Below are 20,628 nucleotides of genomic sequence, written 5' to 3'. Positions count from 1 at the left end.
TAAAATTTCGGCTATATTGTTAATGAGGTGAAATGAATTGAAGCTATTAATAGGAATATTACCAATCGCTCTATCATTCATTTTTTATTTGTCCGCTAAGCAACCAAAAATCTCTATTGTGCTACATATTTCTGCGTACTTGGCACTATATGCACTTGGTACAATTATTTCCATTAATATATACGATGTTTTAATACAAGATTTAGTTTTCATGACGAGCATTCATGGAATTTTACTGAATCCATTTTTCCTTATTGCAGGAGCGTATATAGGAACATACACTTTGTACCTACTTTTGTCTCACATTATTATGAAAATAAAAAATGGAGCGTAATGAAATGCAACCACCATTTATCTGTCATACATGCAAAAAAAGAATTGTGAGAAAGAAAGACCTTATTACAGCCACATGGTACTTCCGCTTTTATTTATTTCACAGTGATTGTTTTAAACGACAGCAAGTGTTCATCTCACGATTTCTCCCTGTGAATACACTTTTCAATTTCTTTCTTATTATATATGGACTTATTTTTGGCAGTATTCTTATGATTACAGAACCATCTATTATTTGGCTGACTTTCTTTTTTCCTATTTTTTATCGGTTTCTTTCTTATTATTATGTTGAACGTTTTTTCTCTACATAACGCGCAGACTGACCTCTCGGAATACTTAAACATTCCCACTCATTTTCTTTTAACATCTTCCCAATGTAAATAATCTGACCAATATGCAATGCATAATGAGAAATTTGCCTTTCAATTGCTTGCATGACAGTATGTGCTTCACCGCGAATGTATACCGTCTTCAATAAGTGTTCCGGCGTTAAAGTATTCATCGTATTAAAAACATATTTCCATCCTTCTTGCCAAGCTATAAGGGCTTCTTCTTTTGAATGATAGCATCCTTCAAATTCACCATCTCGATTACGATCTGTTTTTTCACCATCAGACGTTAAAAAATCCGTCCATCTAGAACGCATATTACCGTGCAGATGCTTAATAATAATCGCTATACTATTTGTTTCTTCATGAGAAAACCATTGTATTTGTTCATATGATAATTGAGAAAGTGCCCGTTCCCCTTGTTTCTTTGTTGCTTTAAAGTTCGAAATCGCACATTGCAAATATTCTCGTCCGATATCCATATTAGCCCCTACCTTCACCCTAGCTAATTTTTGTTCCATTTGGCAATTCCATATTAGGCTGAAGTAACACAACATCATCAGCTTCAGGAACACCACCAAGCACAAGCACTTCTGATTTGAATCCAGCTACACGCTTTGGTGGAAAGTTTACAACAGCAACGATTTGTTGACCGATTAAATCTTCTGGAATATACCTTTTCGTAATTTGAGCACTTGACTGCTTTATCCCGATTTCTCCAAAATCTATTGCTAGTTTAATCGCTGGTACTCTCGCTTCTTTAAATTCCTCTGCATGTATTACAGTTCCAATTCTCAAATCCAAATTTAAAAAATCTTCAAAATTAGCCATTTATCATTCCCCCCAATTATTACTTAGACAAAATACAAAAATCCCCTTCAAAAAAAGAAAGGTGCCTAAGCACCTTTCTTTTGTAATTCACTTGATTCATTTGATTTATAGAAGAAGAAACCGAGAATCCCGCCAATACATGATGGAATTAACCATCCGATTCCTTCGTTATATAACGGTAACATTTGTAGTACATTAGAAATCGCGTCAATTTTAATTTTCGCACTTTCTAAACCGTTAAAGAAACTAATTAACAATGCACCTAAAATAGCTCCAATATAAATTGTATTACGCTTCCCAATCCACTTATGGAAATACGAAAGTACGATTAATACAATTGCAACTGGATAAATGATCATTAACACAGGTAATGTTACTGCGATTAATTGTGTTAAACCTAGGTTAGATACAATTAAACTAAATACACATACCATTGTTACAATCGTTTTATGCGAAAGTTTTGGGAATAAGTTTGTAAAGAAACCTGCACACGCAGATGTTAACCCAACAGAAGTTGTTAAACAAGCGAGTATAATAACAAGCCCTAATAAAATTTTACCACTCGTCCCATATAGCTCATTTACAACATTCGTTAAAATAAGGCCACCGTTTTCTGAGATACCAAGTGATGTACTTGTTGAACCAAGATAAGCAAGTGATAAATAAATTAACGTTAAACCAAGTACAGCAATAATACCTGATACTACTGTTATTTTTGCAATTTGACTACTCTCTTTTATCCCTTTAGAGCGGATAACTTGTACAACGACAATTCCGAATACAAGCGCGCTAATTGCATCCATCGTTAAATATCCTTGAATAAATCCACCAAAGAAAGCATTTTCTTTGTAAGCAGCTAACGGCGCAGCTGGCTCTCCAATTGGATCAATAATTGCCTTTCCGACAATAACAGCGACAATTAATACTAATAATGGTGTAAGAAACTTTCCGAACCAATCCACTAATTTAGATGGATTTAATGATAAATACCACGTTATTCCGAAGAAAACTATCGTGAAAAGAAATAGCATGTACCACTCTGAAACCATTGCCTCTGATAAAAACGGCTTCATACCCATTTCAAACGAAACAGCTCCAGTACGAGGAATCGCGAAAAATGGTCCAATTGCTAAATAACTAATCAATGGGAAAATAAACGCAAATATAGGGTGGACTCTAGAAGATAGCGCTTTCAAGTCCCCCTCTACAAACGCGACAGCTGTTACAGCTAGTAGGGGTAATCCGACTCCCGTTACAAGGAATCCTATTGTAGCAATCCAAACATTCTCTCCTGCTTGTTGACCTAAAACTGGCGGAAAAATTAAATTTCCTGCTCCTAAAAATAATGCAAATAGCATTAAACCAATTGCTACCGTATCACCTGGCCTTAAACGTCCCTTCATGCTCTTCATTTGCATAGCACTTTTTCATTGTTTATCTCTATATTTTACAATATGCTATGCATCCTCCTCTCTGCTCAAGATGATAAAATATGCCCCTTACAAAGCAGTGTCTTTCTCCATAATTTCTCCATTCCCCTTATTTTTACTCTAATCATTAATACAATTATTATTTTGAATTTTGATTTTTTTGAATTTTCAAATCATTAGAGTGTTATTACGTGGAGTGTAGATGTCAGACCTCTTTGTTTTTATCACACATATAGTAACATATTTAGTTGCAAAATAAAAACATATTTTCAAATTGATTTTTTTGAAAATCGAAATTATCTACATTTTTTATTCTCTTACACAAATATTGTTACAATCTCACCTATTATTCAATTGTTATTTTCAAATAACTTTATACACGTAACATACAAAAGCCATCTAATAATATAATTAGATGGCTTTTGTATGTTACTCTATCGTTTCAACTTCACGTGGATTTTTCATCTCTTCCACATACACAACTCTAAATCCGTGATCTTCTAAATCTTTCAATAATGTCTCTAATTCACCGTCGTTAAACTCTTCTCCTAATGTAAACATAATTCTACGAACTAATAAGGCATCATTATCAAAAGTCATCAAACTTTGAATACCAGTGTATTTCTTTAAAACTGTCGATAATTTTTGGATTGCTCCATTATAGTCTTGCGTTCCAATCATGACAGAGTATTTACTAGAGTGAACGCCCCATGCATCCTCTAATAACTCAAAAACTTTTTTATGCGTTAAAATTCCAAGGAAAACCCCTTTTTCATCAACTACTGATAAATAAGGCAATTTTTTTATTGTAAAAAATACTTTAAAGAAAGATGAATCTTCTCTCACAAATCCTTCTTTATCGTTTAATAATTGTATTACACTCTCATCAAGTGATCCTTTATATTCTAAAATATCTACTTTATATATATTCCCTAAAAATTTCTCTTTTTTTTCATCTAAAACTGGTACACAACGATACCCCGTTTTATTTAAATGCTCTAACGCTTCCCCAATCGTAATCGAACTTGAGCACAGTAAAACTTCCCTTTTCGGCACGTAATTCCCTTTAATCCTCATAAAAAGCCTCCTTATGTTAAAATACTTTCTGTGCCATAACTATATTATATTTTCAGAAAAAAATAAATAATTTATTTTATTTTTCTGAAAATTATTCATTTTCTTGTCATAATTTATTCATGAATCCTTCACTTGTATATTTTTGCTATCAAATCTTCTCTCTGAATTACTAAATGAAAAATATATTGTAACTTCTTTCAAAAAAAGCTAAAATAAGAATAAGAATTTTCTGAATATTCTAAGAGTAGGTGGTTATATGTCCTTATTACGCTCACATATATGTAAATTTATAATTGGTGTTATTTTTATTTTTGCCATAAGTCCTATTCCAGCTCTTTTTATTACACACAATTACTCTTATCAAAATGGATTTATTAGCATTTTTCAAAACTTCGCACAGCTTTCTTCTATATCAATTCCAAAGGTTGATTGGATGCATGAATCTATCTTTTTCTCAGCAAACCAAATGATACATACTTCTAATCATTCAACACCATTATTCCCTTACATATGGGAAATATATTTTATATCGATTGTTCGTTTTACTTTTACCCTTGCGATCGGATTTTTCATAAGTTTGGGTATCGGCCATTTATTTTTCAAAGTACCTAACTCGTTTAAAAAGTTTACTACTGTATTGAAATGGATACCTTACTCTTTTTGCACTGTAGTATTACAATGTTCAGTCTTATTACTACTTCTATACATCGCACAATTTATAAACCTTCCTTACTACTCATCATTTATCATCGTATGTAGTACTTCCATGATTATCGTTATGCAAGCAGTAAAAAAATGGATTCCTTTCTTAAAAAACACAAATGAATATGAAATAAAACATGATTCTTTTCTTGTAGACACATTGTTTTTAGCGCTTACTTCAAATCATAAATCAATTTTAGGTTCCATTATTCTTTCATTCGTTTTTATGGAATGCGTTTTTCATGCAAATGGACTGTTACAATTTATCGTTCAATTTGGCGGAAATTCACCTATAATTGTTACAATCGGCTTATTACTACTCTATATCCCATATAGCATACTTTCTTTCCTTCAAACACTATGGACCACAAACTACTCCAAGCAACAGTCATACACTTTAACGAGAAGTGTTCCAAAACCTTAATTTAAAATAACCCTCTATAATCTAAAAGTAGGGGGTTATTCCTTTTGTATAGCGGACAAAATAACAGCAAATTCAAAAACTATTACAGAAACATACCAATATTTACCCTTTTCCTTTGACTATTCTTTTCATTTGGATTTATTATAAAAGTATAACATAATTGCAGGAGGTGACATCTTTATTCCAGACCTTGGAATGGAGAACACGCTTGGACATATTAAATATTTTTCTCATCTTTGTACTTATTCTTATTTCTGGCTTTTTCGTTGCATCAGAATTCGCTGTTGTAAAAGTACGAAAAAGTCGAATTGACCAACTTGCAAATGAAGGTAATAAACAAGCTTTAGCTGCAAGAAGCGTCCTATCTAATTTAGATGTTTATTTATCAGCTTGTCAGCTCGGAATTACAATCACTTCTTTAGGGCTTGGTTGGCTTGGTGAACCGACTGTGGAACATATACTACGACCGCTCTTTGAAAAAATTAATATTACTGGAACAATGGCTAACACTTTATCTTTTGTTATTGCTTTTAGTGTTATTACATTTTTCCACGTTGTATTAGGTGAATTAGTTCCAAAGTCTTTCGCAATTCAAAAAGCAGAAGCAATCACACTCAAATTTGCAAGACCGCTTATTTTATTTGATAAAATTATGTATCCATTCATTTGGCTACTCAATAGTACAGCTATATTTTTCACAAAACTACTCGGATTAGAACCTGCGAAGGAAAGTGAACTTGCTCATTCTGAAGAGGAATTGCGACTCATTTTAGGTGAAAGTTTTAAAAGCGGTGAAATAAACCAAACCGAATATAAATATGTAAATAACATTTTTGAATTTGATGATCGAGTTGCGAAAGAAATTATGGTTCCTCGTACCGAAATGATTTGCTTGTCTACTGAAAATACGTTAGAAGAAAATATGGATATCGTCGCTACTGAAAAATATACACGCTATCCAATCATTGAAAAAGATAAAGATGATATCATTGGGATGATCAATACGAAAGAAGTATTCCATGATCAAACGAAAGGTATTTATAAACCACTTGAATCTTATATACATCCTGTTCTAACTGTATTTGAAACAGTTCCAATTCGTAAAACGTTAGTCCACCTTCAAAAAAATCGCGTTCAGATGGCAATCGTTATGGATGAATATGGTGGTACTGCCGGACTTTTAACGATGGAAGATATTCTTGAAGAAATCATTGGAGAAATTCAAGATGAATTCGATGCTGATGAATCACCTATGATTGAAAAGCGTACACCTAAGCTTACTGTTTTAGATGGAAAGGTGCTTATTTCTGAAGTAAATGATATGTTTGGCCTACATATTGATGATAGTGATTTAGATACAATCGGAGGATGGCTTCTCTCTCAAGCAGTTGACTTAAATATTGAAGCTGGCTATTCCATTGAATACGCTGGTTTTCAATTTAAAGTATTAGAACTTGATGGACATCAAGTCAAAAAAGTTGCTGTACATAAACTAGATATTAAAAAGGAGCTATAAAGTGACTGTTTTATTAACAATTTGTATCATTGCCTGTTTCGTTGTTTCATTTCTCGCCTTTATTTATCCAATTATCCCTGGCATACTAGCTGTCTGGGCTGGATATTTGATTTACCATTTCGGTATAAATGGAGGCGAATTAACAACTTCTTTTTGGATTATTCAAGTCATTTTCACTCTTTTCATTTTCGTTGCTGATTTTATTGCAAATGGATATTTCTTAAAAAAATACGGTAGTTCTAAATGGGGTGAACGTGTCGGAATGATTTCTATCATTGTCGGCTCGTTCTTCTTCCCACCATTCGGACTTATTATCATACCGTTCTTATCAGTATTTATATCAGAACTAGTACATAAAAAATCGCCAAAAGATGCTTTTCTAGTTGGAGTCGCTACTGTAGTTGGTTTTTTAAGCAGTACAGTAGCGAAAGCAATTCTCCAAATCATTATGATTATCATCTTCTTGTGTTATATCATCTTTTAACCATCCCGACTTCGGGATGGTTTTTTAATATGCAATACCTACTCGACTATTTTCATATATATTTTTCTTACATAGATCCCATGCAAAGTGTGCTGTATCACCCACTGTAATTTTTGATCCACCCTCTGGCAATATATCTTTTTCAGTTCGATATACCTCTGTCGCCTCACCATCTATTAAATGTGTCGGACAAACAACTGTCCAACATAAATTATTACTATTACTTAGTACCTTATATGCAGCCAAATGATCTTCCGCTGCCGTTGTCGTTTTCCTTTTTGATTCCGTTGATTGAAAACGATATAAATTTAGATCTGTTCTTGCTTGTAAAATACCAGCTGTTCCTATTGTTATGATCCTACGAACCCCATCTTCTTCCATTTTCTTTATAATTTGTGGCATACTCTTCGCTAATGTTCCATTTTGATCCGTTCCAAGTGCACTAATTACTATATCACTTCCTTCTATCGCTTTCTTTATATCATTTTCGTTCAATACATTCCCTTCTATCACTCTTAACCTTTCATGTTGTATTTCTATTCTATTTAAATCACGCGCTAATGCAGTCACTTCAGCTGAATCCTTTAATGCTAAATTAATTATGTTTGAACCTACTCGTCCTGTTGCTCCCAATATACATACTTTCATTTGTTTTCCCCCTCTTTCATTCTCTTTCTATTTTTCAATAATCTCAGTCAATTTACAACAAAAAAACTTCCTCATATATAAGAGGAAGCTTTATTATTACTTTATTTCTTTTCTTTAGAATCAGTAGACTTCTCGGTTCCGCTTGTTTCTTTATCCTTTTTGTCCTCTTGTTGTGTTGTTGTGTCGTCTTCTTTCTTCTTGTCCTCACCTTTACTACAACCTACCATTAATAAAGAACTTGCAAGTGCCATAGCAGTTAATGATTTAACCCATTTGTTCATTTGCGTTTCCTCCTTGTGATAGAATATGTACAACCTCATATTACTCTCTATTTTTAAAGGAGAGATTGAAAAACAGTAAATATACGGTAAATTTTTGTAAATTTTCCGATAACAAAACCTAATTTTAATTTATATATTTCATTTCCAATCGATACACAATAAAACTAGTTTTTTCTCTCAATAGACGTAAAAAAAACTAAGGCGCATACCATTTCGCCTTAGTTTCTCATGCAAACTTTTCATTTTCATATAGATGTGTAATCTTATATTCCTTCTTCATAACATATTGCCACACACTATAAGCGTAACGGTTCATTTTCAGGAAACAATTTTCCAAAAATGAGCGAAACTCTGGGTTAGCAACTTCCACTGCAACTTGAGCAAACTTTAAAGCTAATCGTTTCAAATGCGCAATATAACTGGTTGCAATATGAATATCCCCTGTATATTTACTAACTGTTTCCTTTCCCATTTCATGCAAATCAAACTCCATTGTTTCACAGGTTATATGCTGCACATTCTCTCCTTCTTGAAAATTTACTTGTTCATTATATGCTTGTAACATATATGGTAAATGGTGCTGTAATAGATTTTTTAATTCTTCGTCTCTGACCTTTCCAGCATACTCTCCAACCTTGTATATTAGCATATAACTATATTTCATTAATTCTTTCATACAGTCCATTAAAGCGCCTCCCTTCTCTTTTGTCCATATACTATAAATATGATGCTAAAACATTCGCTATTCTCGCTAAAAACCAATCCCATCTACTAATTTTCTCAAAATCTTCTTCAGAAAATCGTTTTGATTTATGAAAGTCTACCTGTAATCGACTCCATACTTCATCAACAACTGTTTTATCATATATGATACAGTTAGACTCACAATTTAAATAAAAACTTCTATTATCAAAATTCGCTGTCCCAATATCAACAATTTCTCCATCAATAATTGTTACTTTCCCATGAAAAAATCCATTTCGATATTGATAAATCTCCGCTCCAGCATGTAACATATCTTTCAAATATGGATAGGCAGCTTGTTTTAACAATATGGCATCACTTTTAAATGGCACGAGAATTTTCACATTAACACCACGATTTAATGCAGCTTTTAACTCTTTCACCATTTCTTTACTTGGTACAAAATATGGTGTAGCGATAATTAAAGACTTTTTAGCCTTTTTTAAAAGTGCCCCATACTTTTCCCATAAGCCTTTTCCATTTGAAAATAAATATTGATATTTCACATTCCCTAATGTAGGTATACTTTCATGTATAGGCATTTTTTCTCCTGTATCTTCTTTCCAATCTTCGGCGAACTTTCTTTCCATATCCGCTGCACCCTCACCATGGATGCGCACGTGATAATCACGCCATGGCCCAAACTTTGGATTTTGTCCAAGGTACTCCTTTCCGATATTAAAACCACCGACATATGATACCTTTCCATCTATCGTAACAATACGTCTATGATTCCGTTGATGCAAAGAATAGAACACATTTTTCAGTTTCGGTTTTTTACTAAATGTAAACTTCACACCGTTTTCCTTTAATCGGCTAATTACCTTTTTCTTCAGCTTATATCCACCTATCCGATCGACTGACAATTTCACTTCTACTCCGCTAGATGCTTTTTTCTCTAATAACTGTAAAAACTCTTGGCTTATTTCATCTTTTCCTACAATATAAAAATGGATATATATATACTTTTCTGCATCGTTTATATCCTCAAATAATTTTCTATATAACTCTTCACCGTTCGTATATAATTGAAATTCACCTAATCGAACTTGTCCTAATTCATATTCACTAGCCATTTCCTTCCCCATTTCCACATCGATGTTCATCCAAATGAATACACCTATTAAACAAAGGATTATAGCGAAAAAGTGCTTCATGGATAAATTCCTTTCTCCACTTACTGTTATTTCTATATCTTCCCTTTTTTATTACATTATCATTCAAGAAAATATGTCATTGCATGATATATGTCCATATCAAACAATAGCTCATTTGCATATTGTATGTTGTATCTTAAAATAAAAGGAGGAAATAACAATGGGCTTCGCACATGGTAATGGATTTGCGCTATTAGTCGTATTATTTATCCTCTTAATCATCGTCGGTGCTGCTTGCTTCTGCTAAGTAGCTACTGTCATATGATATGTGGATGAAAAAACTATAAAAGCGGACACCTATTTTTAGGTGTCCGCTTTTCATTTTAAAACCATTTCCGACTGCTATAGTAACTTAAATGGCTAAATATTCATCTCAAAAGGTTAACAATGTGGCTACTTTCTTACTCTCTGCCTTACGTATATGACGCTGTTCTGCACGTAACACAGCAATACGATGTAATTCTTTCTCTTCTTCTGTTTCAGGGATAACACGCGGTACTGGAACTGGATTATTTTCCTTACTAAGTGCCACAAAAGTAACGAATGACGTTGCCGCTATACGCTTCTCACCTGAAATTAAATCTTCAGCTACTACCTTCACAAACACTTCCATCGAAGTTCTTCCCGTCCAAATTACGAAAGATTCATAACTAACACAATCTGAAGAACGAACAGGATGTAAGAAATCGACCCAGTCCATAGATGCTGTGACACATTCCTTTCTCGAATGTCTGGATGCTGAAATAGAAGCAACCATATCCATCTCCGCTAATATCTTCCCACCAAATAGCGTGTTATGATCATTTAAATCTGTTGGGAATACTCGGCTCGTTTTGAACACCCTTGACTCATTGGCTGTTTTCCCCTTTACTTCTGTCATTGTTATCACCCCTTTAATGATTTATCCCTAATATTTCAATAATCACTATACTAAATGAACTACACGTTTAATATTAACAACATTCAGAACTTTTAGTCCACAAAAAAGAACCGATTTTATCAATCGGCTCCTCTAAATACATATTGTTCTTTCGGCTGTTCAACTTTATTCCATTTTGTTACTTCTAATACAGGAATATTCGCATGAAACGGCTGATAAAACTCAGTAGTTATCTCTCCTTCTACTTGAATCCAGTCATCATTATTCCACTCTACGCCTTCTGGCTTTTTCACTAACATACCATACACACCAGAATCTGCTACGCAATGTATAATACCGAAACGGAATAAGAAGTATTGTTCTTTTTTAGAAGAATCATCCCTAAAAACAAACCCTTTAAAAGATAATTTTTTCCCAGTAAACTCGCCAGGATAATTATAAATTGTTTCCATACCCTTTAGGAAGTCTTCATCTTTCAAATTAATATTGTCTTTCGTAACAAACTCTTTCTTCCCTTTTTCCATTACACCACGGTATCCTTCTTTCCCGTAATAAATGCTCGTATCAGGTCTTAGAAATTGTCTTGTCATAAATGGATCCTTACTTTCTGCTTGTGCAACAGGAAAGTGAAATCCTTTCGCTTTAACAATATCCGAATCTAACGTCGCAATTGGGAAAAATAACCCTGAGATAATTGGAAAACAAAACAAGGAGTACGAAAATGCTTTTTTCCACCATGTATTCTCATCTTTTGAATGATCATGCCCGCAATGGCTATGGTCACAACTGCAATCATTTTTCTCTTTTTCCTTTTGGTGCTCTTTTTGGAAAACGACGATAATTTGTATAATCGTTAAGAAACCTAAAATAATTGCTGCTGTTGTTGATAAATAGGCATACTTCATATTGATATACTTCGTAATGTTACCGGAAATATGAAGCTGCGCAATTAATATTGTAAAACCTAATAATATATATGCTCGAAACATAACCTACCACCCCATCGCATAAATGAGTAGTGAGCTTGCATAAACAACAAGAGTAACTGTAACTATAACAACAATTACAAATTTAGTTTTAAATGTCGCAAGCATCATAAACATATTTTTAATATCCACCATCGGTCCGTAAACGAGGAACGCGACAAGTGAAGCTGTTGAAAACGTACTTTGGAACGAAGAAGCGATAAATGCATCTGCCTCTGAACAAAGTGATAATATATAAGCAAGTCCCATCATAACAGCTGATGAAGAAAACGGACCTTGTCCAATAGCAAGAAGTGTTGAAGTTTGTACAAACGTTTGTACCGCTGCTGCAATTAACGCACCTAGTACTAAATATTTTCCCATTGAGAAGAATTCCTCAACAGCGTGTGTACATACATCCCACATTTTTTTACGCAGTGGACGCTTATTATTCACTTCTGGGAAGTGATCATCTCTTAATTGATGTTCTTTAAACATAAAGGATAATATAATTCCAACGATAATGGCTACGATAATCGCTACAATAGAACGATACCATACCATGTGCATACTACTCCCAAAGGCAACATAAGTAGCAAATAATACAACTGGATTAATAATAGGTCCAGTTAACATAAATGCAATCCCTGCGTATGGTGGAACGCCTTTTCCAATTAATCGTCTTACAATCGGAACAATTCCACATTCACAACCTGGAAACAACATACCTAAAAAAGTAGCTAATAAAACAGACAGAAATCGGTTCTTCGGCATCCATTTTGCCACCATATCTTCTGTCACGAACATTTGAATGAATCCTGAAATAAATACACCAATGAGCACGAAAGGAAGTGCTTCGATCAATATGGAGATAAAAATTGTATTCATTTGCAGGAATGCTTTCGGTAATTGAAACAATTCCATGATGTATTTCCTCCAACTTTTCATTAACAATATGTAATTTTAACCCCATTTCATTAATTGAACAAGGTTTATATGGCATACATACCCTTTATATACATTACATTGTACAAGTTATATTCTATTCAAAATTTGAGATTTCATAGCAAAAAAGCTGCTCTAGCGTAGTTATATAACTATGCTAGAGCAGCTTTCTTATCGTTAAAAGTAACGTTTCTTCCAAAAAACAAAAGCTAACGTGAAAGATAGTGTTACACATATGATGAGTACAATTACAAAACCGTGGGCTTCCCCTTCAAACGGAACCTTTACGTTCATTCCAAAGAAACTAGAAACCATCGTCGGTAAAGATAAAATGATCGTAATTGACGTTAACAGTTTCATAACACTATTTAAATTATTTGATATAACGGAGCTAAAAGTATTCATCATTCCACTTAAAATGTGACTATATATTTCCGCCATTTCAATAGCCTGTTTATTTTCAATTAATACATCTTCTAATAAATCTTGATCGTCTTCATACATTTTTAAAAATGTACTATTACGCATTAACTTTTGAATTACAATTTTATTAGCCTTTAATGACGTTGTAAAGTATACTAAACTTTTCTCAAGGCCTAACAATGTGAAAATCTCTTTATTTTTCATTGACTGATTTAATTGATGCTCTAAATCAATTGTTTTTCGATTTATTTGCTTTAAGTATCTTAAATAATAAGTAGAAATCGTATATAAGAGCTGAAGTGCAAAGCGCGTCTTCTTAAACGTATAAAATTCTTTAATACGTTGATTAATAAAACGTTCAAAAATTGGATTCTCTTCTAAGCAGATTGTAACAAAACAATCCGGCATCACAATCATACCTATTGGAATCGTGTCATAAATCGAATTTCCTTCTTCATCATGTCTAACTGTCGGAATATCCACGATAATTAAAGTATTATTGTCTTCCTTTTCAATACGAGAGCGTTCTTCATCATCCAAAGGGTCTTTAATGAAATCTAAGTCTACATTTAAAGTTTGTACTAGATATTGAATTTCTTCTTCTGTTGGATGAAGTACATTAATCCAGCACCCCTTTTGCATTTCCTCAATCTCTTGTAGTTTTCCGTTTCGGTCTGTTAAATATATATTTAACATACTATCACCCCGATTCTTTTTACATGTAGGAATCTACCTCTCTTAAATCACAGTTTTTAAACCGCCATTCTCAGCATATGAAACATACGTTTAAATTTCAATAGAAAAATTATTTTGAAAACGTTTTTATAAGAAAAATATTATAAAGTGAAACTTTAATCAGTGGGGGGCTTCATCCTCACCAATTATTAGCCCTTACAAATCGGGCTTTTACGGGTTATCCGCCCCCAACCAAACTTCTTTTTTTCGCTGAATTTTGAGGTGAGGGTCTCACTGCCCGTTAAAGCGGGATAAACATAGAAAAAGACAGAGTGCTCTCTGCCTTAAAAGCTTATGTTGCCTTTATAACATATTTAGAAAGCATCCACAAGTTAAACCCGACTGAAATCGTATAGCCCGCGTATGTTGAAATGATAAAACTTACATAATCGAAATACGGAAGCAATACAATATTTAAAACTATCTTCACAATAATTCCAATCACTAGTCCTAGCACCGTCTTCTGCTGTTGATTGATTCCTTGTAGCATAGCAGCCGTTACTGTAAAAAGAGAAAATAGTATGCAAGCAGGAGCATAATACTGTAAAATGATTCTCCCCATCTCTGGATCATTTCCAGCACCGAATAAAAGAGTATATACAGGTTTGGCTAACACCATCATTCCAATTGCCGCCGGTACCGTAATTGCTACTACTAATACATTTGTTCTCGTAAAATGTTTGTACAATAGCTTCGTATTTCCTGCTGTGTAAGCTTTCGTCATCTCTGGTACGAGAGACATACTAAAAGCTGTCGCAACGGATACCGGGATAAGCACAACCATTTGAACAAGACCAATTATCGCATTAATTTTTTCCGCTTCTCCTTGCATATACCCTATTTGTATAAGTAGTTTATTAATTGTAAATGTATCAATCGTCTGATACAACGGAATTGCTAAGCCCACCACAACAAAAGGAATAGAATATGTAAAGAGCTCCTTATACAATGAGAAAAAAGATTTCGTTGTTTGTGGTATACTTTCCATCTCTTTTTTCTTTAAGTGCCTTCTCCTTCTTATATAATACGCACTTAAAACAGTTAAGCCACCTACAGCTCCCATAAATGCACCGAACGTTGAAATACCAACTGCTAGCGAAACAGAAGCTTTTAAAACATATAAAACGACAAAGCTTCCTATTAAAATGGTTAAAACCCGAAAAAATTGCTCTACAACTACACTTAATGCAGAAGGCCCCATCGATTGGAATCCTTGAAAGAAGCCCCTTAATAAACTCATTACTGGCACAAGTATTAACGCAAAACTTACAATTCGAATATTAGTAGTAACCGCTCCTACACTATTCCCCGTTTGATCATTCCCATCGATGACAAGTTTAGCTAAATGCGGAGCTAGCATATATAACGTAAAACACGAAATGACTCCCATTATAAACATAAACACGATTCCACTTTTCAACACTCTCTTAACCGTATGATAATCATTCAGTTGATCATATTTTGATACCATCTTTGAAACAGCTAGCGGTAATCCCATTGTTGCTATACTGAGCATGATGGTATAAGGACGATATGCATATGTGTATAGAACGTAACCACTCGTACCGACCATCGCTGTAAATGGTATAACATATATAAACCCTAACATTTTTGATATCATCGTTGCCATCGTTAAAAATATCGTTCCACGTATAAACGGTGACCCTTTCATCACATTCCTCCGCTACGCTTTATTATTACACATTATGGACAACTCCTTTTCTTTAGAACCGAAACAAACAAAAAAAGCCAATGAAAAATCATTGACTTTAACGCGCTGCTTTTTTCTTTTTGAAATACTTTAAACCAAAGTATAGAGCAATAAAAAGAACAGCTCCTATAATTATGTAATGTGTGTAATCAGATGCATACTCTTTAATTTGTCGCCAATTCCCACCAAGTTTTTCACCTAAGTATATAAATAGAATTGACCATGGAATGATCGCTACAACCGTATAAAGTGTAAATAGTTTTAATGGCATCTTAGCTAGCCCTGCTGGAATAGAGATCGCATGACGTACTACTGGGATAAAGCGCGCAGAAAATATTACGCCTGCTCCATAACGCTTAAACCAACCTTCCGCTATGTCTAAATGATGTTTATTAATAAGTAGATATTTCCCATATTTCTCTACAACCGGACGCCCTCCGTAGTATCCAAGCCAGTATAAAAAGATTTGCGCTAAAGTACCACCAATCGTTCCGGCGATAACTGCACCCACAAAACTAATTTTACCATTCGCTACTAAAAAGCCAGCATACGAAAGTACAATTTCACTCGGGATTACTTCAATCATTAAAGCAAGAGCTACTCCAAAGTAACCTAAGCTTGCAAAAAATTGCAATAACTGATCTATTATGTTTGCTAACATGTTCTTTTTTATCTCCTTTTTTCTTCACATACCATCCCATTATTACATAAAGGCTGCAATCTGCCAATATCTTCATTTTAACAATATGTACAATTCAAGCAGGATTAATCTATTAATTTCTCTTTCTGCGGGTCCTTCATGTAGGCAAACATCTCTTTAATTTGGTCTTCTGTATTTCTAGCAATTGATAAATTAGGCAATTCATTTTCACCAAAAAACTCCACCTCTTCTGTTTCAATACTAGTTTTCTTTTCTCCACCAATAATCTCGCATCCAATGAAAATCTTATATACATGCGTCGCCGATGGAGAGGGTTGATGTTTTTCTTTATCAAATATAGCTAGTAACTTAAAATGATCTACCTCATAACCAGTCTCTTCGAAAACCTCTTTTGCTGCAACTTCGGTTGGCGTATAACCGACATCAGCCCATCCACCTGGCAATGCCCATTTCCCATCGCTTTTTTCTTTCACAAATAATAACTTTTCATTTTGAAAAACAACCGCTCTTATATCAACTTTAGGTGTTTGATAGCCTGTCTCACGTGCAAATAATTTCTCTACGACTTCCCAATCTGTTTTCGTGTAATGTGACATCATTGAAATAGAAATATCTCGTAATTGCTGGAAACGCTCAATATCATACACATCCTTAGAATACGTTAAACCCGCTTGAGCTATAGATTGTATTTGTTTTACCCAATCAATCCATTTAATCGTCATATATCCGCATCCCCATTCTCTATCAAATATATTACTTCATTTTTATTGATACATCTTTATTATACAAAAAAAAGAGATTGATAACGTTTCAATCTCTTTCAAAATTAATCTAATTCATGTAAGTGGTCTTGTATATACTTTCTTCTTTTATTTATATATTCATAAATCATATCAGCCTCTTGATCAAATGTTTCTAATTTTTCTTTCATGTATGGATCTTGTAGTAAATATGGGCGAATCAATTCACACAACCCTTCTACTTTCGGCCTCATAAACGAAACTGTGAATTGATTTTCTAATATTTCTTCCAAAATACTTCGATACTGCTTTCTAAATACAGGTATGTCTAGCAATCTTGCACTTAACGTATTATACCCTTGAATGCGAATATATTCATGATTAAGTGGTCTCCCTTGTACATCTCGCCCCCAAGTCGCATCATAATCCCACGGTATAACTTCAAATAAATTTGTTTCATCGTTATGATATAGTGCATAGTTATGAACGAAACCATCAAAGTTTTGCGTAAAAATAACTCCTGCTAACCATCGTAAATATTTATCTACATGTAGAAACTTCCCAATTTCTTTTTCATAGGCTTCCCTCGTCAAAGTATTCGCTTGAAATACAAATTCACTCAGTTGTTCTTCACTATTTTCATTCGAATATTTAAATTCATAACCCGCAAAGAGCTCTGTCTTAACATCTTTATCTCGTTCACTCATTAATGAAAAATTCGCATCATCATCTATCGCATAATAAATAGAACCACTCGGTAATCCTCTATTTTTCAAAAAATTTTCATCAACCGATTCTAACTGTAAATACACACCTTGAATTTGACCATTAATTTTTATAAATACATGTTGTGATTTTGGCGAAAGTACACCAATATCATGAAAAAAATCTAAAGATAATTTATTTCGTATGAGAGACGGATCCATAAACTCCGAATTCAAATGAAACTCTTTCGCACCTTGAAATTTTTTAGGCTTATAAAACATAACATGATAAGACTTTTTCTCAAATTCGCGAATATGAGCTCCTCGGTATACGATATCAATATCATACTTCTTTTTTCCATAAGTTAATTTTGCTGGCACTGGACTATCTGACCAAATGTCCTTTTTCAATTCCACTAAGTACATTGGATGAACAAAAAAATCATATGAAGGCAGCATGTTTTCTCATCCCTTCTCAGTTCTCTTCATTCAATGTATGCGCCTTGTCTTGTCCATACATCCGCAATCATCTATTTATATAAAATTACACTCTTGTCCTGTTCAGAAAGATGCCTACATACATATCATGTTAAGGAAAAAGAATACCTTTTCACTTTAATACATGATAAGGAGGATTTCTATGAAACGTGATATTAGAAAAGCTGTTGAAGAAATCAAAAGTGCTGGGATGGAGGATTTCTTACACCAAGATCCAAGTACTTTTGAATGCGATGATGATAAATTCACTCATCATCATTGTACAACTGGATGTAAATGTACAACTGGGGGTAAATGTCCAAGAACAAGATGTACTCGCGTGAAACATTGTACGTTCGTTACAAAATGTACGCACGTAAAAAAATGGACATTTGTTACGAAATGTACACGTGTACGTGTTCAAAAATGGACGTTCGTTACGAAAGTAACGCGTAGAAAAGAATGCGTATTAGTTACAAAACGTACTCGCAGAAAACATTGTACATTCATTACAAAATGCATACGCTTTGAAAAGAAATTTTTCTGGACAAAACGAAGTTTCTGTAAAAAATGCGAATTCTTCCCTAACAGACACGGTCACTCTTGCGATGATTCATGTGATCATGGTAAAGACTGTCACGATAGCGGACACAAATGGAATGATTGCAAAGGCGGACATAAATTCCCATCTTGCAAAAATAAGAAATTCGATCACTTCTGGTATAAAAAACGTAACTGCTAGTTTTTATACCACCCAATAAAGGCCGTTTTGCGGCCTTTTTTACATTTATTGAAAGTGACTTATATCTGCAAATTGTTTCACTTTACCAATACCCTCTTCAAATTCTATTATGCTCAAACTGGCACTATGCATAAATGGATCATCCCACACATTTTCTATTTCAATTCCCGCGAAATGCCCTACAAGTAATTTTGCTGCTGCCGCATGAGAAACAATCAATATGTTTTGTCCTTTATGCTTCTCTAAAAGAAGCTGCATCCCTTCAATTACTCTTTCATAAACGGCCTCAAAATTTTCGCCTGATGTTGACTGAAAAAGATGTGGCTCATTCCAAAACAGATGCACTTCTTCTGGAAATTGGTTTTCTATATCCGCGATTGTTTGTCCTTCCCATATACCCATGTTGATTTCATAGAAATGCTCATCCGCTATAATGGGTATATCACGTTCCCCCTTTATTAACTCTGCCGTATGAAGTGTTCTTTCGCTCGGACTACTATAGATCGCATGGATTGGTAAATCTTTCATTCGATTCCCTAATTGTTTCGCCTGAACTATACCATTTTCAGTTAAAGCAGAATTTTTCCGTCCCTGCATTCGCTTCGCTACATTCCACTCTGTTTCACCATGCCTTGTTACATATATAGTTGTTTTCATTTCTTACTCCCCCTCACCATGTTGGTCGTAATTCCCACGGTTCAACTCTCCCTACAATCCACTCCGCTCGTTTACTTTCAATCCCTTTTATAACTCCATCAGCTATCTCTTCATGAGTAAGCCATCTTCCATATGTATCTTCTAAAATAAAACCTAAAATAATTCTATGATAAATACATCGCGTACTCCCTATTTTTTGTGCAGGCATACGTGATGCTTTACTACCTAAAATATGAAATAAACTATATGTTTTAGACGACAAATCTAGTTCTTTACAAATATTTGATAGTACATGCTTTGCACTTGTGTGTACCCATGCAACAACTAATGTGATTGGGCCATTTTTCTCAATTGTACTTTTAATAGCTAGCTTTACATCTTCATCATTATGATAATCTAACGAAAGGCATGTAATATTTTCTGGTGCAGAACTCATTCGCTTAACATTTTCTAATTTCACTTCATCTCGCCCGATAATAGAAACATAAAATCCTTTCTCACAAAACCACATAGAAACTTTCTTTAGCATTCCTGTTCCACCAATTACAAGTGCATGCAAATGCTATCCCTCCCTAATAAAATGTCATATGAGGTTTCTCATCTCTATAATAATTTAAACGGTCTTGCAGTGTCCCTGAGTGAAACTCAAATTTATGACCGTCAGGATCAACAAAGTATATAGATTCGCAATCTCTTACATCACGTTCTCTTCCTTGTAAAATATGAACATCATTTTCTTCTAATCGCTGTATTAGACATTTAAAGTCTTCTTGTTCAACAGAAAATGCAATGTGCGTATAAGATTGATGAATCTCATTTCTCGAAATATGCGTCTCTTCATTAAGCGCTATCCATACTCCACATATGTTAAAATAAGCCAATTTTCTTCCTTTAACTAATAATTCTCCTTCTAATACTTTTTCATAAAACATAATAGAGTTTTCTAAATTAGATACCGAAAAACAAATATGATTGATTCCCCTTAACAACTATAATTCCTCCTTATACAAATAAAAGATGAGCGAAAATTCA

Annotated in this window: 26 protein-coding genes; 7 read left to right on the top strand and 19 right to left on the bottom strand. The window is 33.9% G+C overall.

The features are described from left to right. Positions 1 to 37 precede the first annotated feature (37 nt). Positions 38 to 334 (top strand): hypothetical protein, encoded by a 297-nt coding sequence (locus ACTFP3_RS06390; protein ID WP_048535520.1) that lies wholly within the window; start codon positions 38 to 40, stop codon positions 332 to 334. A gap of 4 nt (positions 335 to 338) precedes the next feature. Further along, positions 339 to 644 (top strand): hypothetical protein, encoded by a 306-nt coding sequence (locus ACTFP3_RS06385; protein ID WP_002164560.1) that lies wholly within the window; start codon positions 339 to 341, stop codon positions 642 to 644. Here ACTFP3_RS06385 and ACTFP3_RS06380 read toward each other — a convergent pair. From ACTFP3_RS06380 to cbpA, 4 genes are all read right to left on the bottom strand, one after another. Beyond that, on the bottom strand, positions 617 to 1,183 hold the full coding sequence (locus tag ACTFP3_RS06380; protein WP_440009685.1) for a DUF1572 domain-containing protein: 567 nt from the start codon (positions 1,181 to 1,183) through the stop codon (positions 617 to 619). The two genes, ACTFP3_RS06385 and ACTFP3_RS06380, sit on opposite strands and share 28 nt — an antisense overlap. Further along, positions 1,164 to 1,493 (bottom strand): chaperone CsaA, encoded by a 330-nt coding sequence (gene csaA / locus ACTFP3_RS06375; RefSeq protein WP_001263013.1) that lies wholly within the window; start codon positions 1,491 to 1,493, stop codon positions 1,164 to 1,166. Before csaA ends, ACTFP3_RS06380 begins: the two co-directional genes overlap by 20 nt. Positions 1,494 to 1,558: 65 nt before the next feature. Beyond that, a complete protein-coding gene (brnQ4, locus tag ACTFP3_RS06370) occupies positions 1,559 to 2,896 on the bottom strand; it encodes a branched-chain amino acid transport system II carrier protein BrnQ4 (protein ID WP_011110049.1) in 1,338 nt (445 codons plus the stop codon). A gap of 456 nt (positions 2,897 to 3,352) precedes the next feature. After that, the gene (gene cbpA / locus ACTFP3_RS06365; protein WP_001220526.1) at positions 3,353 to 4,000 is read right to left on the bottom strand and encodes a cyclic di-AMP binding protein CbpA; all 648 of its coding nucleotides are present in this window, start codon (positions 3,998 to 4,000) and stop codon (positions 3,353 to 3,355) included. A 256-nt stretch (positions 4,001 to 4,256) separates the two neighbouring features. Here cbpA and ACTFP3_RS06360 point away from each other — a divergent pair, with 256 nt between their 5' ends. The 3 genes from ACTFP3_RS06360 to ACTFP3_RS06350 all read left to right on the top strand — a co-directional run bounded on the left by ACTFP3_RS06360 (position 4,257) and on the right by ACTFP3_RS06350 (position 7,126). Next, entirely contained in the window at positions 4,257 to 5,126 is an 870-nt protein-coding gene (locus ACTFP3_RS06360) for a hypothetical protein (protein ID WP_000055265.1), read from the top strand. A 208-nt stretch (positions 5,127 to 5,334) separates the two neighbouring features. Then, a complete protein-coding gene (locus ACTFP3_RS06355; RefSeq protein ID WP_000353738.1) occupies positions 5,335 to 6,642 on the top strand; it encodes a hemolysin family protein in 1,308 nt (435 codons plus the stop codon). Position 6,643: 1 nt separating this feature from the next. After that, complete coding sequence (locus tag ACTFP3_RS06350; RefSeq protein WP_440009682.1) at positions 6,644 to 7,126, top strand: DUF456 domain-containing protein; 483 nt, start codon at positions 6,644 to 6,646, stop codon at positions 7,124 to 7,126. Positions 7,127 to 7,150: 24 nt separating this feature from the next. Here the strand turns inward: ACTFP3_RS06350 and ACTFP3_RS06345 are convergent, their stop codons facing one another. The 4 genes from ACTFP3_RS06345 to cls form a co-directional block, all read right to left on the bottom strand. After that, positions 7,151 to 7,774, bottom strand: a complete 624-nt coding sequence (locus tag ACTFP3_RS06345; protein WP_000861645.1) for an NAD(P)-dependent oxidoreductase — start codon at positions 7,772 to 7,774, stop codon at positions 7,151 to 7,153. 101 nt (positions 7,775 to 7,875) lie between these two features. After that, positions 7,876 to 8,055, bottom strand: a complete 180-nt coding sequence (locus ACTFP3_RS06340) for a hypothetical protein (RefSeq protein ID WP_001045960.1) — start codon at positions 8,053 to 8,055, stop codon at positions 7,876 to 7,878. A gap of 226 nt (positions 8,056 to 8,281) precedes the next feature. Next, the gene (locus tag ACTFP3_RS06335; protein WP_000340527.1) at positions 8,282 to 8,740 is read right to left on the bottom strand and encodes a spore coat protein; all 459 of its coding nucleotides are present in this window, start codon (positions 8,738 to 8,740) and stop codon (positions 8,282 to 8,284) included. 31 nt (positions 8,741 to 8,771) lie between these two features. Then, complete coding sequence (cls, locus tag ACTFP3_RS06330) at positions 8,772 to 9,956, bottom strand: cardiolipin synthase (RefSeq protein ID WP_002023919.1); 1,185 nt, start codon at positions 9,954 to 9,956, stop codon at positions 8,772 to 8,774. A 160-nt stretch (positions 9,957 to 10,116) separates the two neighbouring features. Between cls and ACTFP3_RS06325 the strand changes: the two genes are divergently transcribed. After that, positions 10,117 to 10,203: a YjcZ family sporulation protein gene (locus ACTFP3_RS06325; RefSeq protein ID WP_000505094.1), complete on the top strand. Its 87-nt coding sequence runs from the start codon at positions 10,117 to 10,119 to the stop codon at positions 10,201 to 10,203. Positions 10,204 to 10,329: 126 nt separating this feature from the next. Here the strand turns inward: ACTFP3_RS06325 and ACTFP3_RS06320 are convergent, their stop codons facing one another. From ACTFP3_RS06320 to cotH, 8 genes are all read right to left on the bottom strand, one after another. After that, positions 10,330 to 10,836, bottom strand: coding sequence for an acyl-CoA thioesterase (locus ACTFP3_RS06320; protein WP_000141164.1), 507 nt, complete (start codon positions 10,834 to 10,836; stop codon positions 10,330 to 10,332). Between the two features lie 119 nt (positions 10,837 to 10,955). After that, positions 10,956 to 11,825 (bottom strand): TIGR03943 family putative permease subunit, encoded by an 870-nt coding sequence (locus ACTFP3_RS06315; protein WP_000488043.1) that lies wholly within the window; start codon positions 11,823 to 11,825, stop codon positions 10,956 to 10,958. Between the two features lie 3 nt (positions 11,826 to 11,828). Continuing rightward, the gene (locus tag ACTFP3_RS06310) at positions 11,829 to 12,725 is read right to left on the bottom strand and encodes a permease (RefSeq protein ID WP_000418716.1); all 897 of its coding nucleotides are present in this window, start codon (positions 12,723 to 12,725) and stop codon (positions 11,829 to 11,831) included. A gap of 198 nt (positions 12,726 to 12,923) precedes the next feature. Beyond that, positions 12,924 to 13,865: a magnesium transporter CorA family protein gene (locus ACTFP3_RS06305; RefSeq protein ID WP_000932389.1), complete on the bottom strand. Its 942-nt coding sequence runs from the start codon at positions 13,863 to 13,865 to the stop codon at positions 12,924 to 12,926. A gap of 331 nt (positions 13,866 to 14,196) precedes the next feature. Continuing rightward, entirely contained in the window at positions 14,197 to 15,576 is a 1,380-nt protein-coding gene (locus ACTFP3_RS06300; protein WP_000678845.1) for a putative polysaccharide biosynthesis protein, read from the bottom strand. Positions 15,577 to 15,673: 97 nt separating this feature from the next. Further along, positions 15,674 to 16,276 carry a DedA family protein gene (locus tag ACTFP3_RS06295; RefSeq protein ID WP_000880691.1) on the bottom strand — a complete coding sequence of 201 codons (603 nt, stop codon included), beginning with the start codon at positions 16,274 to 16,276 and terminating at the stop codon, positions 15,674 to 15,676. Between the two features lie 104 nt (positions 16,277 to 16,380). Next, positions 16,381 to 16,998 (bottom strand): NUDIX hydrolase N-terminal domain-containing protein, encoded by a 618-nt coding sequence (locus tag ACTFP3_RS06290; protein ID WP_000153583.1) that lies wholly within the window; start codon positions 16,996 to 16,998, stop codon positions 16,381 to 16,383. 104 nt (positions 16,999 to 17,102) lie between these two features. Beyond that, positions 17,103 to 18,179, bottom strand: a complete 1,077-nt coding sequence (gene cotH, locus ACTFP3_RS06285) for a spore coat protein CotH (RefSeq protein WP_326036038.1) — start codon at positions 18,177 to 18,179, stop codon at positions 17,103 to 17,105. A gap of 181 nt (positions 18,180 to 18,360) precedes the next feature. Here cotH and exsB point away from each other — a divergent pair, with 181 nt between their 5' ends. Continuing rightward, entirely contained in the window at positions 18,361 to 18,939 is a 579-nt protein-coding gene (gene exsB / locus ACTFP3_RS06280; RefSeq protein WP_000817498.1) for an exosporium protein ExsB, read from the top strand. 45 nt (positions 18,940 to 18,984) lie between these two features. On the opposite strand, the gene ACTFP3_RS06275 is transcribed toward exsB, so the two are convergent. From ACTFP3_RS06275 to fosB, 3 genes are read right to left on the bottom strand one after another with little or no spacing between them, the layout of a single operon-like run. Next, positions 18,985 to 19,596 (bottom strand): phosphoserine phosphatase 1, encoded by a 612-nt coding sequence (locus tag ACTFP3_RS06275; RefSeq protein WP_000858832.1) that lies wholly within the window; start codon positions 19,594 to 19,596, stop codon positions 18,985 to 18,987. Positions 19,597 to 19,609: 13 nt separating this feature from the next. Next, a complete protein-coding gene (locus ACTFP3_RS06270) occupies positions 19,610 to 20,155 on the bottom strand; it encodes a short-chain dehydrogenase (protein WP_000543106.1) in 546 nt (181 codons plus the stop codon). A gap of 13 nt (positions 20,156 to 20,168) precedes the next feature. Continuing rightward, positions 20,169 to 20,585 carry a FosBx1 family fosfomycin resistance bacillithiol transferase gene (gene fosB / locus ACTFP3_RS06265; protein WP_000943774.1) on the bottom strand — a complete coding sequence of 139 codons (417 nt, stop codon included), beginning with the start codon at positions 20,583 to 20,585 and terminating at the stop codon, positions 20,169 to 20,171. Positions 20,586 to 20,628 lie beyond the last annotated feature (43 nt).

Source organism: Bacillus cereus group sp. MYBK5-2 (genome assembly GCF_051915685.1).
In the GTDB taxonomy this organism is placed as follows: domain Bacteria; phylum Bacillota; class Bacilli; order Bacillales; family Bacillaceae_G; genus Bacillus_A; species Bacillus_A cereus.
This window is presented reverse-complemented; position numbering and strand designations above follow the sequence as displayed.

Excerpts from the sequence above, each read along its gene's own strand:
- ACTFP3_RS06275 (WP_000858832.1), bottom strand. The coding sequence starts at position 19,596 with ATGAAAACAACTATATATGTAACAAGGCATGGTGAAACAGAGTGGAAT.
- cotH (WP_326036038.1), bottom strand. The coding sequence starts at position 18,179 with ATGCTGCCTTCATATGATTTTTTTGTTCATCCAATGTACTTAGTGGAA.
- exsB (WP_000817498.1), top strand. The coding sequence starts at position 18,361 with ATGAAACGTGATATTAGAAAAGCTGTTGAAGAAATCAAAAGTGCTGGG.
- ACTFP3_RS06335 (WP_000340527.1), bottom strand. The coding sequence starts at position 8,740 with ATGGACTGTATGAAAGAATTAATGAAATATAGTTATATGCTAATATAC.
- csaA (WP_001263013.1), bottom strand. The coding sequence starts at position 1,493 with ATGGCTAATTTTGAAGATTTTTTAAATTTGGATTTGAGAATTGGAACT.
- ACTFP3_RS06340 (WP_001045960.1), bottom strand. The coding sequence starts at position 8,055 with ATGAACAAATGGGTTAAATCATTAACTGCTATGGCACTTGCAAGTTCT.
- cbpA (WP_001220526.1), bottom strand. The coding sequence starts at position 4,000 with ATGAGGATTAAAGGGAATTACGTGCCGAAAAGGGAAGTTTTACTGTGC.
- ACTFP3_RS06310 (WP_000418716.1), bottom strand. The coding sequence starts at position 12,725 with ATGGAATTGTTTCAATTACCGAAAGCATTCCTGCAAATGAATACAATT.
- ACTFP3_RS06380 (WP_440009685.1), bottom strand. The coding sequence starts at position 1,183 with ATGGAACAAAAATTAGCTAGGGTGAAGGTAGGGGCTAATATGGATATC.
- cls (WP_002023919.1), bottom strand. The coding sequence starts at position 9,956 with ATGAAGCACTTTTTCGCTATAATCCTTTGTTTAATAGGTGTATTCATT.
- brnQ4 (WP_011110049.1), bottom strand. The coding sequence starts at position 2,896 with ATGAAGGGACGTTTAAGGCCAGGTGATACGGTAGCAATTGGTTTAATG.
- ACTFP3_RS06385 (WP_002164560.1), top strand. The coding sequence starts at position 339 with ATGCAACCACCATTTATCTGTCATACATGCAAAAAAAGAATTGTGAGA.
- ACTFP3_RS06290 (WP_000153583.1), bottom strand. The coding sequence starts at position 16,998 with ATGACGATTAAATGGATTGATTGGGTAAAACAAATACAATCTATAGCT.
- ACTFP3_RS06300 (WP_000678845.1), bottom strand. The coding sequence starts at position 15,576 with ATGAAAGGGTCACCGTTTATACGTGGAACGATATTTTTAACGATGGCA.
- ACTFP3_RS06320 (WP_000141164.1), bottom strand. The coding sequence starts at position 10,836 with ATGACAGAAGTAAAGGGGAAAACAGCCAATGAGTCAAGGGTGTTCAAA.
- ACTFP3_RS06305 (WP_000932389.1), bottom strand. The coding sequence starts at position 13,865 with ATGTTAAATATATATTTAACAGACCGAAACGGAAAACTACAAGAGATT.
- ACTFP3_RS06325 (WP_000505094.1), top strand. The coding sequence starts at position 10,117 with ATGGGCTTCGCACATGGTAATGGATTTGCGCTATTAGTCGTATTATTT.
- ACTFP3_RS06360 (WP_000055265.1), top strand. The coding sequence starts at position 4,257 with ATGTCCTTATTACGCTCACATATATGTAAATTTATAATTGGTGTTATT.
- ACTFP3_RS06345 (WP_000861645.1), bottom strand. The coding sequence starts at position 7,774 with ATGAAAGTATGTATATTGGGAGCAACAGGACGAGTAGGTTCAAACATA.
- ACTFP3_RS06295 (WP_000880691.1), bottom strand. The coding sequence starts at position 16,276 with ATGTTAGCAAACATAATAGATCAGTTATTGCAATTTTTTGCAAGCTTA.
- ACTFP3_RS06315 (WP_000488043.1), bottom strand. The coding sequence starts at position 11,825 with ATGTTTCGAGCATATATATTATTAGGTTTTACAATATTAATTGCGCAG.